The organism is Lichenifustis flavocetrariae (assembly GCF_026130545.1).
Taxonomy (GTDB): Bacteria; Pseudomonadota; Alphaproteobacteria; order Rhizobiales; family Beijerinckiaceae; genus Lichenihabitans; species Lichenihabitans flavocetrariae.
In genome coordinates, this window is record NZ_JAMOIM010000040.1 from 1 (window position 1) to 15,848 (window position 15,848).

9 protein-coding genes, 1 tRNA gene and 1 pseudogene are annotated in these 15,848 nt (G+C 59.9%); 4 read left to right on the forward strand and 7 right to left on the reverse strand.

Going from position 1 to position 15,848, the window contains the following annotated elements; all coding sequences use genetic code 11:
- Window positions 1–458: recombinase family protein (locus tag M8523_RS29685; protein ID WP_282588471.1), on the reverse strand; the 458-nt coding region annotated here is incomplete at its 3' end.
- Window positions 459–1,751: 1,293 nt separating this feature from the next.
- Between M8523_RS29685 and M8523_RS29690 the strand changes: the two genes are divergently transcribed.
- Window positions 1,752–4,235, forward strand: coding sequence for a DEAD/DEAH box helicase family protein (locus tag M8523_RS29690; protein WP_282588472.1), 2,484 nt, complete (start codon window positions 1,752–1,754; stop codon window positions 4,233–4,235).
- An 884-nt stretch (window positions 4,236–5,119) separates the two neighbouring features.
- On the opposite strand, the gene M8523_RS29695 is transcribed toward M8523_RS29690, so the two are convergent.
- From M8523_RS29695 to M8523_RS29720, 6 genes are all read right to left on the reverse strand, one after another.
- The gene (locus M8523_RS29695; RefSeq protein WP_282588473.1) at window positions 5,120–7,144 is read right to left on the reverse strand and encodes a site-specific integrase; all 2,025 of its coding nucleotides are present in this window, start codon (window positions 7,142–7,144) and stop codon (window positions 5,120–5,122) included.
- Window positions 7,145–7,251: 107 nt separating this feature from the next.
- Window positions 7,252–7,326, reverse strand: a tRNA-Gln gene (locus M8523_RS29700).
- Window positions 7,327–7,421: 95 nt separating this feature from the next.
- Window positions 7,422–7,856 carry a fluoride efflux transporter CrcB gene (gene crcB, locus M8523_RS29705; protein WP_428351595.1) on the reverse strand — a complete coding sequence of 145 codons (435 nt, stop codon included), beginning with the start codon at window positions 7,854–7,856 and terminating at the stop codon, window positions 7,422–7,424.
- Window positions 7,853–8,149, reverse strand: a complete 297-nt coding sequence (locus M8523_RS29710) for a hypothetical protein (RefSeq protein ID WP_282588475.1) — start codon at window positions 8,147–8,149, stop codon at window positions 7,853–7,855. Before M8523_RS29710 ends, crcB begins: the two co-directional genes overlap by 4 nt.
- Window positions 8,150–8,199: 50 nt before the next feature.
- A complete protein-coding gene (locus M8523_RS29715; RefSeq protein ID WP_282588476.1) occupies window positions 8,200–9,834 on the reverse strand; it encodes a sulfite reductase subunit alpha in 1,635 nt (544 codons plus the stop codon).
- Entirely contained in the window at window positions 9,831–11,600 is a 1,770-nt protein-coding gene (locus M8523_RS29720; RefSeq protein WP_282588477.1) for a NirA family protein, read from the reverse strand. The genes M8523_RS29715 and M8523_RS29720 overlap by 4 nt, the downstream gene beginning before the upstream one ends.
- Before the next feature lie 513 nt (window positions 11,601–12,113).
- On the opposite strand from M8523_RS29720, the pseudogene M8523_RS29725 reads away from it, so the two are divergent.
- The 3 genes and pseudogenes from M8523_RS29725 to M8523_RS29735 all read left to right on the forward strand — a co-directional run bounded on the left by M8523_RS29725 (window position 12,114) and on the right by M8523_RS29735 (window position 15,601).
- A pseudogene (locus M8523_RS29725) lies at window positions 12,114–12,701 on the forward strand (ANTAR domain-containing response regulator).
- A gap of 4 nt (window positions 12,702–12,705) precedes the next feature.
- Entirely contained in the window at window positions 12,706–13,992 is a 1,287-nt protein-coding gene (locus M8523_RS29730) for a CmpA/NrtA family ABC transporter substrate-binding protein (protein ID WP_282588478.1), read from the forward strand.
- Between the two features lie 250 nt (window positions 13,993–14,242).
- Entirely contained in the window at window positions 14,243–15,601 is a 1,359-nt protein-coding gene (locus tag M8523_RS29735) for an MFS transporter (RefSeq protein WP_282588479.1), read from the forward strand.
- The last annotated feature ends 247 nt before the right edge of the window (window positions 15,602–15,848 follow it).

Genomic DNA, 15,848 nt, shown 5'->3' on the forward strand with positions numbered 1-15,848 from the left:
AGCGAGCGCTGCCGCAGGAGATCGAGTTCGTATTCGTTGAGGCTGCCTTTGAGCCCAAGGAGCAGGCGGTCATTGCCTTGGCGGGGCGCGTAGACCGCTTCCTGATCGATGAGCAGCGTGTCGACGACGCGGCACATCTCGACGAGCTGCTGCCAGTCTCGGCTGTTGCGCGCAAAACGCGACACCTCGCGCGCTGCCACCGCGCCGACCTTGCCCAGGCAGACCTCGGCGACCATGCGCTCGAAGCCGGCGCGCGTCGTCCCGCCGGCCGCCGAACAGCCGAGATCCTCGTCGACGACCTCGATCTCGGACCAGCCGAGAAGCACGAGGCGATCGCGCATGGCATACTGGAGCAACTGGCTCTCGCGATTATGCTGGACCTGATGCGTCGAGGACTGGCGGACATAGAGCACTGCCTTGCGGGCCCGATGCTGCGGGCCGATCTTGTCACTGCTCATCGGCGCCGCCCCGCGGAAGCGGCAGACCGCGCATCGCCATGTCGTCGAGCATGCGGCGGCGGAGCGGACTTACGGCGACGTAGGTTTGTTGCTGGGACATCGAGTGTTCCTCGTGAGATGAACGTTGACCCTTCATCTCACGAGGCTGGCGAAGCCCGCTCAAGCGCTCCCTCAGATCTCCAGTCGTGCTCTACCTCTCAGGAAGCCCTCCCGCGAGAGCGGGTTCGTCCTTGGGCGCCTATCCGCCTTTTGAAGGAGCATTTAGCTTCGCGGACTCCTTTTCGATGGTCGCTTTAACCTGCGAACCGCGAAAGATGAGAATCCAGTCTCAGCGTGGGCGTCATCGATTTCGTCGATTGCGTTCTGGTAGGCGCTTGCAGCCTGTTCGTTCGTCTGAAGACGCCGGGTGACCGGCGGCGCGGCCATCATTGGGCGCTCGGACATTCCAACGCCGCGGGCGATGGTGACAAATCGAGGAGCTTGAGACGAGTTTCCCGTCAGAGGAGCGTTACGCCACATAGCAGCGAACGACAGCGCCCTGTCGGCTGGGGTATGTGAGCCCGGGCTTATCGTGGAGCGTTAGCGAGACTGATCGATTCATGACGTCGATCGATCTTTCGTTTTGTCCCTCCCGGCAGGGCAAGAGCAAGGTCGAGGATGCTTGCATCCCGACTTGCGGTATCGTGCCTTCTCCAAGAAGTTGAGCAAACTTGTATGCGGCCGCAGGGTGCGTACAAGTTTGCGTTATCGTGCTCTCACCTTTTCTGTAACTGCGATTGCGTCTTTTTTACAGGTGCGGTTAGTCGGTAGACCCCACGGATCTTCTGTAGAAAACAACTTTGATCGTAACATACTACATTCAAGCCTCTGTAGAGTTTGGAGCAAAGTTTTACAAATTTGATTCCGACCGCTGATGCCCCGAGTACGAAAGTCAACAATATGTAGCTAATCGGCTTATTTTCTACAGACTCTGTAGAGTTGAACCTAAATGCGTTACAGATGCCACCGGTGAGATTCAACAGTGCCAAAGATCGGTTCGATTGTGTAAATTTTGGAGTCTTTTTTTACAGATAGGCAGGCTAAATGGTTGACTTGGCTTGAGTCACATGGTAGAAGCCTCCAGACCATCCTAGATGGCTGGTCGCACTAGCTATGCAGTTCGGTGATGATTTGCGTCGCCCGGGAGTGGTGGGCGACCCATTCCGATCGGACACATATGGGTGGCCTCTCTGCCTTATGTTGCTCGGGTCTAACTCCCGCACGCTTTGCCCTACTGTCGGGAGGAGCCGGTTGATGGTTGTTAAAAAGAGCCCGCAGACCGTCCTGCGGCAGGCAAAAATTCTCAGCGCTGAGTTTCGTGCGTTATGCGCAAAGGAGGATGTAGCGCCACGCGAGATTAACGACGTAGTCCTGAGAATTTTTGCTCTTGCCGATGATATCATCAGGATCTACGGACTTGATCCTGAGGTGATTACTCGACCACCACCGGGGCGTAAAATCCGCATTCAGCAACCTGACACGATCAAATTGAGTGCGGCGATCGGCGAACGGGTAAGGGCGCGCATCGATCTCTACGATAATGAGAAGACGAAGCAAACCGTTAGGTATCTTTGGCGTCATGGCGAAGACTTGCTCCAAATCGCGGCTTCGCTGAGCCAAATTGTCTTCGGATCGACGCTGCTTTTCGATGAGCCGCATTTCTTTCCTCTAACGATCGCCCCTTTACGTCGGATAGAGGCGCGAGATGGTGGCGTGAGTCCGCAGCGGACGGGACAACCACCAAAGCAGCAGAATGCAGATGGTGCGTCTGAGACTCAGCAGATTGCAGTGGCGCCGTTCGTCGTCGCCGGCGATGGAAACCGCCCAGGAACTTTACAAACCGAGACCCGCCTTGGTCCCTCGTCGGCTACTTGGCAATCATCAGACACTCCGACGCATGTCACACCGACAGTTCTGGCGGCCACGTTAGGCTCTGTGCAGGCTCCAACACAGGACAGTCCTAGAGCAAGCGTTTTTCAATCGCCCGCTGTTATCGCACCCGATTCAACGGGCATGGCTGTTGCGACAATGGAGATTTCTTCCACAGGCAATGGGGAAGCGGCCGGCGTTTTAGAATCAGGGCGGCCGACATCTTCGCAAGAGGTCTCGGAGATTAACAATACGCCAACTACGGGGACTGAAGGTCCGCGCGATGAGATCCGGGTACAACGCGGGAATGCTCCTTCTTATGTCCGCACCCATGACGCAGCCGTGATAGGCGAGCGCGAGCGCGTACTTCGTGACATTTGGAACCGGATGGTTATCCGTGCTCTGGGTCCTCCAGAAGGCACGACGATCGCCCCTCAGCATCTTACCGCTCCCGAGAGGGGTTATCGCGGCGAGGCGCCGCTCCTGACCGAGATCCGCTATCTCCTCGCTGTCGCGGCCTCGATGGTGGCTTCGGCGGATGATGCCACGGAGATTGCAGTCTTTCCTCAAGATGTGTGCTACACACGACCTGCCGCGACCCTAGCACGCATCGACGTGACCGCTGACTACGAAAACTTCTTCGCTGACGCTGAAACGGCAGTTGAAGATCTTATTTGTAAGAAGATTGTAGACGAACCTGCCCTGTCTCGTTACGAAGAAGCGGTTTTGCAGAGACACCAGTTCGATCTCCGTAGAAACCCGGACGGCTTTGCAAAATTTAAACCTCCGGTCCAGTATAATAGCAACAATTCCAAGCCGCCTTACCTCGCTGCAGCAAAATCGCACCGGAATAAAAAGGTGCGCAAGTATTTCTCGTTACGTGAAGATCGTTTAAAGAAATTCCCACCCAATATTAAGTGGGTATTCGAAAATGGATCGAATGTCCTCATTCTATCGCCAGCTGGCTCAGGAAAGTCAACTATCATCGAGAGTTTAGGCGGTGCACATGGTGTGGCATACGTAAATGCCGCAACCTATCAGTTCAAATTGCGCAAAAGAGTTGGTGGCAGTGAGCAGTACAAGAGTTGGAACGACCTTCTTGAGGCGGCCAAGTCGAATATTTTAGAAACCGGTCTTCCAACTGGACTAGTCGTTGATGAGTGTACGATGGTTGGGCCATTGTTTCTTAGTCAAACAGAAGTGTTTGCACAGGTCATATTGGTGGGAGATCCTTGTCAGTTGGGGTACCCCTTGTCTGATGCATTTGCTGCAGATTTCGTAACCCGATCTGGGGGAAGTGTCGTAAAGGGCGGGCCTGTTTATCGAATCAAAAGTCGAATATTGTTCGACCTGATGAACTATATTGGATATGACGGAGAATGTATTGGAGTCGCACTTGACGATCAACTTAGTTGTTCGTCTTTAGAGATCATAAAATGCACGCAGCACACTTTGTCAAAGGCAATTAATGTGGTGCTCACCGCAATCAGACATTGTGCTGAAGGACGCCGCGTGATGCTCGCAACGCAAAATGGAGAGTTGATGCGGCTTGTGCGTTCAATTTATTCAGACGACGTGGTGTTATTGAAATATTTGGACCAAATGTTCTCAATATACTGGCTCTCGTCTATACAGGGTAGCGAGACCGACGTGTTGATCTTTGACCCGTTTGAGGTCGACACTTATATAACGGACCCATACTTGGCTGCAAAGTACCTGTCAATGCTGCTTGGCCGTGCCAAAATGACGATATCGGCGCTGATATCAGATAAGTCGCCCGCCACCACGGCCGGTGAAATTAGGCCATTCAGCCTAATGTTCAACAGCTGTCTCGAATACTCACCATCTGATATAACAAACGATATTTAATTTTTTCATCATTAGGGGAACGCCGAAAATTTCCACTGCGGGAGTGGTTGGAGCATGAAGTCAGCGTAATCTGCCCCGGCGTGTCAACGCCGGCGGAGAGTTATTTCAACTCTGTGTCCGCCGCAGTTGACAGCAGGTCCACCAGCATGGTCCACCGTCTCTCTGTGAGACACTGTTTGCGCGACAGAGTTCTAAGGAAGACGACCAGCGTTCGAAATGGCTGAGAATCCAGGTCCCCCAGCCATATCTCCCGTAAGTCTCTGATATGTCCTGATGCCACTACTCTGCGTTGGCCTGGGGTCTCGGCGACTCCAAGCGCTGAGTCCAAGTAAGATGTCCAACGGACAAGGCCGCGAGGCCGTCAAATCGACTGGCTTACCTGGCCCGCAAGCTACTGTAGATCCGGCTCACATGATTTTACTATCGGCTTTATCTATGCTATTCCTTGCCAAGAACGTAGACACGCGGACACTTTCGAGACGCCGGAGCGCGCGACGCCGACAAGCTCGCACTGCGGGCGGACCGAAAGCCGCTCATCGGCTGGATCGAGCATCCCTCGACGGTCCGGAGTGCTCATCGCCCGGACCTCTTGGCTAAAAAATCGCGCTCGACCGTGAGCTGGCCGATCTTCGCGTAAACATCGTCGACCTGCCGCTGCGCCAGCTTCTCGGCATCGAGGCCGACACCGCCATCGAAAGCCCGTGCGGCGTTGAGGTAAAAACGCCCGTACCGATATGGATTGTTGGACGGGGAATCGCGAGAGCCATGTGTATGACCGCAGTGTGCGAGCGGTCGCCGTGAAAACCTTTGCCTTACGACAAGTTGTTGCTGAACCATCAAGAAGGTTACGGTGCACTGAAGAGGGCGCGACCCTGCAGAGCATTTCAACGGTAAGACCGCGGCGCGAGATCACCGGTCACAATGGAGACGTAACTCAAGGCTTCTAAGACCTCGGCCGGAGAGGGAGGCTTGAGATAGTGCTTCCCATTTATTTCCAACTTGGCATGACCAAGAATATAAAGTCTCGTGTTGTCTTTGATTGCGGGAACATGCATCGCGGAATTCCCGGTTTTCCGTGTGCTGTGAAGAGTTTTTCTGTGTTGACGCGCCAGCGGTAGCGCTGCGTCGAGAACAGGCGTCCACATCTTATGGAACACAGCGGCAAATTCACTGTTCCTCGTAAATAAGCCGGGAAAGAGCTGCTTTGAGCCGCGGGACTGAGCAGAAGCAACGAACTGGCGAAAGCCCAGTCTGTCCAACTCGGGGTGGATGGGCAGGACGCGAACCGAGGAATGTGTCTTTGTTCGCCTGAGAGCATTTGGCCTGATGTGAATCAAGCCCGTTGTCAGATCGATGTCGTCGGGCGCAAGACCAGCACCTTCGCTTAGTCTCAGCATCTGGTACCATGCCAATTGTGGCACCCAGAAAAGTGCGTCTGTGTCGATGTGCCCGAGGTTTTGGCTGTGCTCATCAACCACTCGCATGAGCCGAATGCCGTCGTCATGGGTAAACGCGACCCGTTTCTCTCCGGGCGCTCTTGCGTCCCTGGCCCGTGAGTCCTCATCGATCACGCCTATGTTGAAGCCATGGCGCTTCATGAACTTGAGTATCGTGCCGAGTTGCCCCCGATGACGATTGATGGTCGGAGGAGCAAGCCCGATCTCGTCTTCATCGAGGTCCTCGCTCCGGGCGAGAATCTCATCAATGGTTCGTTCCTCGTCGGCGGAACTTTTTCCATAATGGGTGGGGATGATACGCAAGAGATCGAGGTAGCTCCCGACATGCTCCTGCGTCATCAGCGCTGGATTGTCGGTTTTCGCAAGTTTGGCGAACAGCTTGGCAATTGACCGATGCTGCCCTGCGGTTTTGTCGTCCCACTCACGGCTTCTCTTCTGGGTTTTGCCGCGTGCCAGCTGCTCGACGATAGCCAGGAAGGACGCGCTACAGGGAGCGACGGCAACAGCTTCGCTCATGGAGACAGGTCCAGGAACCGAAGGCGGAACGATTGTTGATACGCCCGGCCAGGCTTCCGTCGGGCGGACCTGCTCAACGCCGGTCGTAACGTCCTGCTCGGATGCACCGGCGATGATCGCCGCATAATGCTTCGGAACTGATCGGTAGCGACCAACATGAGCATGAAGCAGGTTCGCTAGCACCAAGAGGGTCGCGCGGCGTAACCGACCGACGTTCTCTATCGTCGGGATGGCCCCGACCGCCTGCAAGTGGAATACAAGCACATCCCTCTCCGGCCCGATCAGCCAGTCCGGATCAGCCTCCCGCGATGCATGTCGCTGAGCCTGCTTGTCGATGTCATCAATCTCCGCGGTGGAAAAGCCGGCGTCGAGTAGTTCTGTGCGGTCGTCCGGCCGCACACGCGCCGAGGTTCCCGACAAACCGAGAAGGCGGCAAACCTCGGCCTGAACGCGGTCATTTCGGATCGCGTCCGCAACCCAGTCTTCGGCGATGCCGTTCAGCACGAGTGGTGGACGCGTGCGCACCTCGGCCGCCGCCCGCTCCAGGATCGGACCCATGCGCCGCGCGAAGTCGGCCAGCATCCTCACTTCCTGTTCGGCGGAGTAATCGAGGTCTTGCGAGGCAACGCGGTTGATCGGGCCTCTGCGTTCCGCATCAAGTCGCTCGAGCAGCTTGGGATCAGCAGCAAACGGATACTGAACGACAAACGCACTGATCTCGCTCTCCGCCTCGTCAACCGTCATCGCCCCAAGCCTCACGCTTTGCCGGAGCCGCGCCACCATGCCGGTGATCTGCGAGCCGAACGTACGGGCGATCTCTGGATCACGCGTGCGCAGGCTCTTCGCGATGACCCGCGACCGCTGCCGCCCAGGACCGATTCGACCCCGCCACCAATATACACCACCGCGTCGCGCCACGTTGGCCGCAATGCCCATTCGACACCCCATGTGTACAGGCGGGTGTACAGGTCCGTGCACAGCTGCGACTCTCCGGCCGTCGAGAGCCGAATTTCACAAGCGTTTTCCACAAGTTGGCTGAGGACTGGCTGGGGCGGGAGGACTCGAACCTCCGAATGGCGGAATCAAAATCCGCTGCCTTACCACTTGGCTACGCCCCATCGAGTCGCGGATCACCTATAATGGTGACGGCGAGCTTTCTCAACAGCGGTTACGGGCTTTCTCCAGCCTGACGCATGTTTGCCGCGGCGCGCCCTTAACCGGCCTCTTCTTCAGTCTCGGTCGCGGCGATTAAGGCGAGGCCGCCGTTGAAGCGGGAGGCCAATCCGTGGCCGATCGAGACGGCGATGAGACAGAGGATCACCGAGACCGCGATATTCAGCATCGCTCGGTTGAAGGCGCCGGCCCGTATGAGATCGAGCGTCTGCAAGCTGAAGGACGAGAAGGTCGTGAAGCCCCCGCAGATCCCGACCATGAAGAAGAGGCGGGTCATCTCCGACGCCGGATAGCGGCCGCTCGGCAGCGTCAAGGTTCCGAAGAACCCGATGGCACATGAGCCGACGATGTTGATGAGGATCGTTCCGAGCGGCAACTGGCGGCTGATCGGCAGGGCCCAGAGGGCGATCCAATAGCGCGCCGTCGTGCCGATCGCCCCGCCCAAGGCCACCCACAATGTTTCGCGCAAAGTCACACCTGCATCGAAGAAAAGCAGGACCGTCGATGCAGCGATTTCGGCTTCGGCGCAAGCCCGACGTCTAATAGTGCATCGAGGCGCGCCTGATCCAAAGAAGGAATCGGGCCTCCGCGTGAAAGCCGCGCCTGCGTGACGAGCACACGGCTCTCCCAGGCGCGATGCTCGGGCGCTTCCGGCGCCAGGGCCGTTCGGATCAGATCCACGAGCAGATCATGCAGATCCGATAGCCAAGCTGGAGACGCCGACAGTTCAGCAGTCAAATTCGGCTCATATTCGACAGAGGCATCCAATTTTCCAACTGGCAGCGGATATCGTGCGGCCCGATACCTTCGATGTCAGCTCAGTAGACGTCGGCCTGGTATCGCCCCGCCTTCTTGAGATGGGACACGAAGTCGACCGCATCCTCCCGGCTTCGGCCGCCATATTGGGCCGCGATGTCGATCATGGCCCCCTCGACGTCCTTCGCCATGCGCTTGGCATCGCCGCAGATGTAGAAGTGAGCGCCCTGCTCCAACCACTGCCAGAGTGTTGCCCCCACCTCGCGCATGCGATCCTGGACGTAGAATTTCTGCCCACTGTCTCGCGACCAGGCGAGCGACAAGCGGGTCAGGAACCCCGACGCCTGCATGGCCCGAAGCTCCTCCCGGTAGAGGAAGTCGGTGGTCTGCCGTTGGTGTCCGAAAAAGAGCCAATTCGGTCCAGGCGCCGTGATCGCTTTGCGTTCGTGCAGGAAGGCCCGGAAGGGCGCGATGCCAGTCCCAGGACCCACCATGATCACCGGCGTGTTCGGGTCGGACGGCAGTGCGAAATTGTGAGCCTTCTGCACATAGACCCGGAGCTTGTCGCCCGGAGTGGCGCGTTCCCCAAGATAAGTCGAGGCGACCCCGATGCGCTTCCGCTTGCCGATCACATAGCGCACCGCGTCGACCGTGAGGGTCAGGCGGCCCGGCTCGGTCTTGGGTGAAGACGAAATCGAATAGAGCCGGGGCTGCAGCGGTTCGAGCGCGTCCACGAAGGCTTCGGCATGAGGGCGGGCTGCGGGAAACTTGTGCAGCACGGCCAGCACGTCAAGCGTCGCGGCATCGCCCTGTGGATCCTCACCGCGCGCAAGCGCCCGCGCGGTCTCCCGTGCCGGTCCGCCCAGAATGTAGGAGAAGAGTTCGTAGAGGCTGTCAGGCGCAATGCCGAGCGAGACCTCGTCGGTCAACACATCCCGCAAGGTGCGGCCTCGGATCTCGGTCCGTGGTGATGCACCCAGCATGGCGATGATCTGGTCGACGTGGCCGAGATGGTTTTTGGGAAAAATGCCGAAACTGTCGCCCACCTCGTAGTGCAGCCCAGGCCCGAGATCGAACTCGATGTGCATGGTTTCCTTTTCGGAACCCTCACCATTGAGCTTGCGGCGGGACAGGAAGGTCGCCTCGCCCGGTGCCTCGCGTGACGTCCCGATCGCGATGATCGGCTTCGAGCCCGGCTCGGCAGGCGGCAGTGCCACTTCGACAGGCGGCGCCGCTTCGGTGGTGCCGTCGAGTTCGACCGCAAGTCCCTTGACCAGCCGGGCGGTTTCCTTGCCGCCGGGCGCGCAGAGGTTCAGGCGCTTTTCATTCTTGAGGAAGATTGAATTCGCATAATCGGCGCAATTGTAGCCGCACTGGCCGCAATCCTGCTGGGCCATCGCGGCCATCAAGCGTGGTGCAAGCGGGTGGCCCTCGGCCATCTTCATCCGATCGGGCGCCAGCAGAGCCGGATCGTGCCAGGGCGCTTCGTCGTTCGTGGCCAGCACCGGACCGCCCGGTGCTGGCCCGCCCGTCGTGACCCCGAGGCCGATCAGCGCCGCATTCGAGAGCGCCTCAGGCGACGCGATAGGCCCGAGCGCAGCCGCGAAGAATCCGGACAGCCAGACCCGCTGTTCCTCGGAGAACGGCGCCGTCTCTGGCACGAGGTCCCTACGTGGAACGAGAACCGGCACCGTCATGCGAGGGCCTCTGCCGCGAGTGTACGAAGCTGGTCGGCATCATGCCGGCGAGCGAAAGCCGCAAATCCCTCGTCCGCATGGGCACGATGGCCGAGATAGGCCTTGAGCAGACCCTCGACACGCGCCGGCACCTCGTCGGCCTTGACTTCGGAGTAGAGCAGCTGAGCGATCGCGGCATCCGTGCCATACCCGCCGCCGACATGGAGGTGATAGCCCTCCACTTGATCGCCCTCGTCGTTGATCGTCACCTTGGCGCCGATCAGACCGATGTCGCCGATATAATGCTGGGCGCAGGAATTGTGGCAGCCGGTCACGTGGATATTGACCGGCTGGTCGAGGGTCACGCGCGGTTCGCAATGATCCGCGATGGCGAGCGCATGACCCTTCGTGTCGGAGGCGGCGAACTTGCAGCCGCGGTTGCCCGTGCATGCGATCAGGCCGGCCCGGATCGGCGTCGTTTGCCAGTCGAGTCCGATCGCCTCGATCCGGCGCTTGGCTTCCGCGATCTTGTCATCCGGCACACCGGAGACCAGCAGGTTCTGCCAGACCGTCAGGCGGATATCACCGTCGCCGAGCGTGTGCGAGATATCGGCCAGCGCCCGCATCTGGTCGCAGCTCAGGCGGCCGGTTTGCAGGACGACGCCGATCCAATTGAGGCCAGTCTGCCGCTGCGGATGCACGCCGATATGGGCCAGCCGGTCGTAGCCGGGCCGGGGCGGCAACAGCGAAGCGTCGACGCGGGTCAGCGGGTGGCCCAGGACGGTCTCCACCTCCCCCAGGAACTTGTCGAAGCCCCAGGCATCCAGCACGTATTTCAGCCGTGCCTTGTTGCGGTTCGTGCGATCGCCGTGGTCGATGAACACGCGGACGATCGCGTCGGCCACCCTTATGGCTTCGGTGGGCTTCAGGATGACGCCCGTGTCGCGCGCGAAATCCTGATGACCGGTGATGCCGCCAAGCGCCAGGCGATACCAGACACCCGGTTCGAGCGACGTTCCGGCCCGGTCGGCGGTGCCATCGGGCACGATGACGGCCTGGAATCCGATATCGTTCGTGTCCTCCAGCGTCGCGATCGCGCCACCGCCATCGAAGGCCACGTTGAACTTACGTGGCAGACCGTACATCTCGCGCGTGTTGAGGATGTGGTGGTGCCACGCACGCGCATGGGGTCGGGTATCGAGCAGTTCGTGCGGATCGATGCCGGCCGTCGCGGTGCCGGTGACGTTGCGTATGTTGTCGGCGCCCGAACCGCGCGACACGATGCCGATATCGGTCAGATCCTCCACGACCGCCGGCCCGTTCTCGGGCTTGATCTCGCGGATCTGCAGATTGGCGCGGGTGGTGACATGGGTGAACCCGCCCCCAAGCCGCTCGGCAATGTCGGCGATGCCGGCAAACTGCCATTGCTTGAGGATGCCATTCGGGATGCGCAGGCGGCACATGTAGCTGTCCTGCGCGGGCGCCACATAGAACAGGCCGTGGTAGCGCCAGCGGAAATTATCGTCCGGCTTCGGTTTGGTGCCGGCCAGCGCCTCTTTCTTGAGGCGATTGTAGGCCTCGAACGGGTTCTCGGTCCGTTTCCACTTTTCCTGGTCGACAAGCTTCTTGCCGGCCGCGACAGTTCGGTCCTGCGCCTTGAAGTGCGCGGCCTCGGGTCCGCTGGGTCCCGCGTCCTTGTTCGGGGGAGGAATCACGCGGACGGCGGCCGCGCCCGATGCAAAGCCCTCCAGCCAGCGACGTTGTTCGGGAGAGAATGCGTCACCCATTGACCACCTCCAATGCGGCCTCTTGGGGCTGGGTGGTAAGCGTGCTGTTGATCCGGGAGCCGCGCGGCCAGCGCAGGAAGCAGGCGCGCCTAAGGCTCGTTTCTGCCATCTTGTTCACAGTGGAATAGAACATCGAAACCTTTGCCAGGATGAAGGGAGCAAGGGTCACGCCAACCGAGACTCACGGAAATTCGCCCGTCGTGCGCTGCACCTCAGCGAACGAGCGAAGCTACGAGGATCGATCGATGAAACCCGTTCTTCCGGGTTAGACGCTGCTGCCTTCGTTGGCCCAGGCGAGATCAGATGAGCCATAAGTCATGGGCGATCAACGATCTATCAATGCTCGATACCATAGTCGAAACGGATCGCTCAAGCCGAAGTTTTGAACAGTTTCGTAGTATAGTTTTTGAGCACGCGATGATGATCTAGGCATCGAGGCGCCAAGATGCGCGGAATGCGCGATGCGGCATCTTCTGCGTTGCACCATCGGAGACTCTGCCTGACACTACGGATATGAGCGACGGCGACCTTCGCATTCTAGTGATCGACGACGATGCCGTGCGGGCCTCCATGATCGAGGACGGGTTACGTGATGCCGGCCACACACTTGTGACCCTGGTGACCGACATGCAGCACCTGCTCCGCCGCATCGTCAGCGTGGACCCGGATGTGATCATTATCGATCTCGGCAATCCCAACCGCGACGTGCTCGACCAGATGTTTCAAGTCTCGCGAACGGTGCGGCGGCCAGTCGCCATGTTTGTCGACCAATCCGACCGCGCCGCCATGGAAGCGGCCGTCGACGCCGGCGTTTCGGCCTAGGTGGTCAACGGCCTCCGCCGCGAGCGGGTGAATACGGTTCTCGACCTTGCGATCAGCCGCTTCAATGCGCTGAACCGACTGCGCGAAGAACTCGACCGCACAAAGCAGGCTCTGGAGGATCGCAAGGTCATCGACAAGGCCAAGGGGATCCTGATGAAGTCACGGAACCTTACGGAGGAAGATGCCTATGGCCTGCTGCGGGGCACTGCCATGAAGGAAAGCCGTCGCATGGCAGAGGTCGCGCAAAGCCTGATCATGGCCATGAAGTTGCTGGGGTAACGTCATGTCACCCCTGCCCCGCGCCGATGACACGCCTGGCATCTCCGACGCCGCTTCTGGGTTCCTGACCCTCGGCTTCATTCCGCTTGTCGACTGCGCGCCACTGGTTGTGGCGCGGCACAAGGGTTTCGCCCAAGCCGAGGGACTTGAGCTTGCTCTCAGACGTGAGACGTCCTGGGCGAACATTCGTGATCGTGTGACCCTCGGTCACTTCGACGCAGCTCACATGCTGGCGCCGATGCCGATCGCCGCCACTCTCGGCCTGGGTCGGCCTGCCGTGTCCATGATCGCGCCTTTCTCGCTCGGGTTGGGCGGCAATGCGATCACGCTCGCGGCGGAGCTATTCGGCGCCATGGCCGATACGGTCGTTGGCCGGACAGGGGCTTTCGGCCGATTCGACCCCGCCGCGACCGGTCAGGCCTTGGCGCATGTGTTGGGCCATCGGCGCCGCCAAGGCCACGAGCCACCGACGCTGGCCATCGTGCACCCGTTCTCCGGCCATAATTATGAACTCCGCTACTGGCTGGCGGCGGCGGGGCTCGATCCTGACGTCGACGTGCGATTGACCGTTCTGCCACCGTCACAAATGGTGGAGGGTCTGGCTGCGCGACAGATCGACGGTTTCTGCGCCGGTGAGCCATGGAACTCCCTCGCGGTCGAAGCCGGCGTTGGCGTCATGGCCGTGACCAAGTCCGAGCTTTGGCGGCAAGGCCCGGAAAAGGTGCTGGGACTTCGTGCGGATCACGCCGACCGCTACCCGGATCAGATGGGCGCCCTGATCCGTTGCCTTTTTCGGTCCAGTCAGTGGGCCGACCTGCCTGAAAACAGGGCAGAACTTGCAGCCATGCTGGCCGCGCCAGACTATCTCGATGCGCCGGTCGCGGTCATCGAACGCGCACTCGAAGGCCGACCGGTGCGGGTCACGGGCCACCCCCCTCAAACGGTGCCGGACTTTCTTGTATTCCATCGCCATGCGGCGAATTTCCCCTGGGAGAGCCATGCCCTGTGGTTCTATGCGCAGATGGTCCGTTGGGGCCATGTCACGGGCACGCCCGAGCGCGCCGCCGCGGCACGACAAACTTACAGGCCAGACCTTTACCGCAGGGCTCTGGCGCCGACCGATGCCGATCTCCCCCGCGCGAGCGCGAAGATCGAAGGTGCGCTGCAACACAGGACGCCGGTTGCATCCCGCTTCGGCACCATGAGCCTGGGCCCGGATGGCTTTTTCGACGGGCGCTTGTTCGATCCCGATCACCTTGATCAGTACCTTGCTGAGCTGAAGCAACACTGATGATGAGTTGGGCAGAGGCCGCCTATATTTTCGTCTTGCGGTCCCGCTAGCCTTTTCTATTGTTATAACGTGAGAGGAATGCCCGTCTCGCATCGCCGCACGGATCATCGATGGTCCGATCATGCGAACTTCTCCTCGGGGTCTAGCCCCTAGACATTCTTGCGTCGGGCATTGTGGCCGGACCGCTTAGAGCGCTTGCGGCCAATCCTGGCGCGCTGGCTTGCCCTTCTTCGTTCAGCGGGATGGTTTTATGCTTTCTCAAAAAGCAACCAGCATCAACCTTTTCAGTTTCTCGACACCGCAGATGCGCGCCTTTCATCTGAGTTGGATGGCGTTCTTCGTGTGTTTCTTCGCTTGGTTCGCCGTGGCGCCGCTCATGCCGCTGATCAAGGGAGAGTTCCATCTCACCGCAGATCAGATCGCCAACATCAACATCGCGGCGGTGGGGATCACGATCCTGGTGCGCCTCGTGGTCGGGCCGCTGTGTGACCGGTTTGGTCCGCGACGGGCCTATACGGCGCTTCTCGTGCTGGGTGCGATCCCGGTCATCGGCATCGCCTTCGCAAATTCCTACGAGGGCTTCCTCTTCTTTCGGCTCGCCATCGGTGCGATCGGCGCCAGTTTCGTGATCACGCAATTCCATACCTCCGTGATGTTTGCGCCGAATGTCGTCGGCACCGCCAACGCAACCGTGGGGGGATGGGGAAACGCGGGCGGCGGCGTGACCCAGTCGGTCATGCCAATTCTCCTTGCGGCCCTCGTGAGCCTTGGCGTGAGCCAGAGCATGGGCTGGCGGCTCGCGATGATCGTGCCGGGTGTCATGATGCTGATCGTCGCGTCTCTCTATTGGACGCTGACCCAGGACACGCCGGAAGGTGACATCGTCGATCTGCGTAAACGCGGCGTGGCTTTCGAGACCGGGAAGGAAGGCGGCTGGAAGATCTTCCGACAAGCAAGCGGCAATTACCGCGTGTGGATCCTGGCGCTTTGCTATGCCGGCAGCTTCGGCATCGAACTCTTCATCCACAATGTTGCCGCCAGCTACTATGTCGAGCGGTTCGGCCTGACGCTTGGAAATGCTGGTTTCGCAGCAGGCAGCTTTGGCCTGCTGGCCCTGTTCGCCCGCGCGCTCGGCGGTTTGTCATCCGACCGAGTCGCGCGCACCTGGGGGATCCAGGGCCGCACGGCACTTTTGGTCTTGCTGCTGGTCGGCGAAGGTCTGGGTCTGCTCGCGTTCTCCGGCATGACCTCCGTGGCGCCCGCCATTCTGGCCATGCTGGCTTTCGGCCTGTTCACGCACATGTCGTGCGGCGCCATCTACGCGCTTGTGCCATTCGTCGACCGCAAGGCCCTGGGCGGGGTCACCGGTATCGTGGGCGCGGGCGGCAATGTCGGCGCGGTCGCGGCGGGTTTCCTTCTCAAGGCTGTGGGTGGTGTTCCGCAGAGCCTTTTCATACTTGGCTGCTGCGTCCTCGTCACCGCCCTCTGTGCGATCTCCGTGCGCTTCTCGGTCACTCACCGGACCGCCGAACAGGCGCTTTACGATGAGGCGATCGCGCGTCGGAATGCGTCGCGAAACGTTGGGCTGCCTGTCGCTAGCGCGGCGTGAGCCGCGCGCAATACTGGAGGAGTGTGTAGTTCCTCGGTCGGGCCGGAACCGCGCCGATGTGACCGCGATCCGCACCACGCCGCGAGGTTTCTGCGGATCCTGACAGTGGTCACTGGGGCGGCTCTTTGGTAGCCCGCCATTGTGGAACAAGCGTTGCATCGGCCCGAACAATTCGCAGGTTCACCGCAGGCTCGATACGATCCGCCCACGGAACGGTTTCGGCAGCATCAAGGAGAATGGGCCGATG

Bases quoted from the DNA above. Each gene is read 5' to 3' on its own strand.
- M8523_RS29690 (WP_282588472.1), top strand. From the start codon at position 1,752: ATGGTTGTTAAAAAGAGCCCGCAGACCGTCCTGCGGCAGGCAAAAATT.
- M8523_RS29695 (WP_282588473.1), bottom strand. From the start codon at position 7,144: ATGGGCATTGCGGCCAACGTGGCGCGACGCGGTGGTGTATATTGGTGG.
- M8523_RS29715 (WP_282588476.1), bottom strand. From the start codon at position 9,834: ATGACGGTGCCGGTTCTCGTTCCACGTAGGGACCTCGTGCCAGAGACG.
- M8523_RS29720 (WP_282588477.1), bottom strand. From the start codon at position 11,600: ATGGGTGACGCATTCTCTCCCGAACAACGTCGCTGGCTGGAGGGCTTT.
- M8523_RS29730 (WP_282588478.1), top strand. From the start codon at position 12,706: ATGTCACCCCTGCCCCGCGCCGATGACACGCCTGGCATCTCCGACGCC.
- M8523_RS29735 (WP_282588479.1), top strand. From the start codon at position 14,243: ATGCTTTCTCAAAAAGCAACCAGCATCAACCTTTTCAGTTTCTCGACA.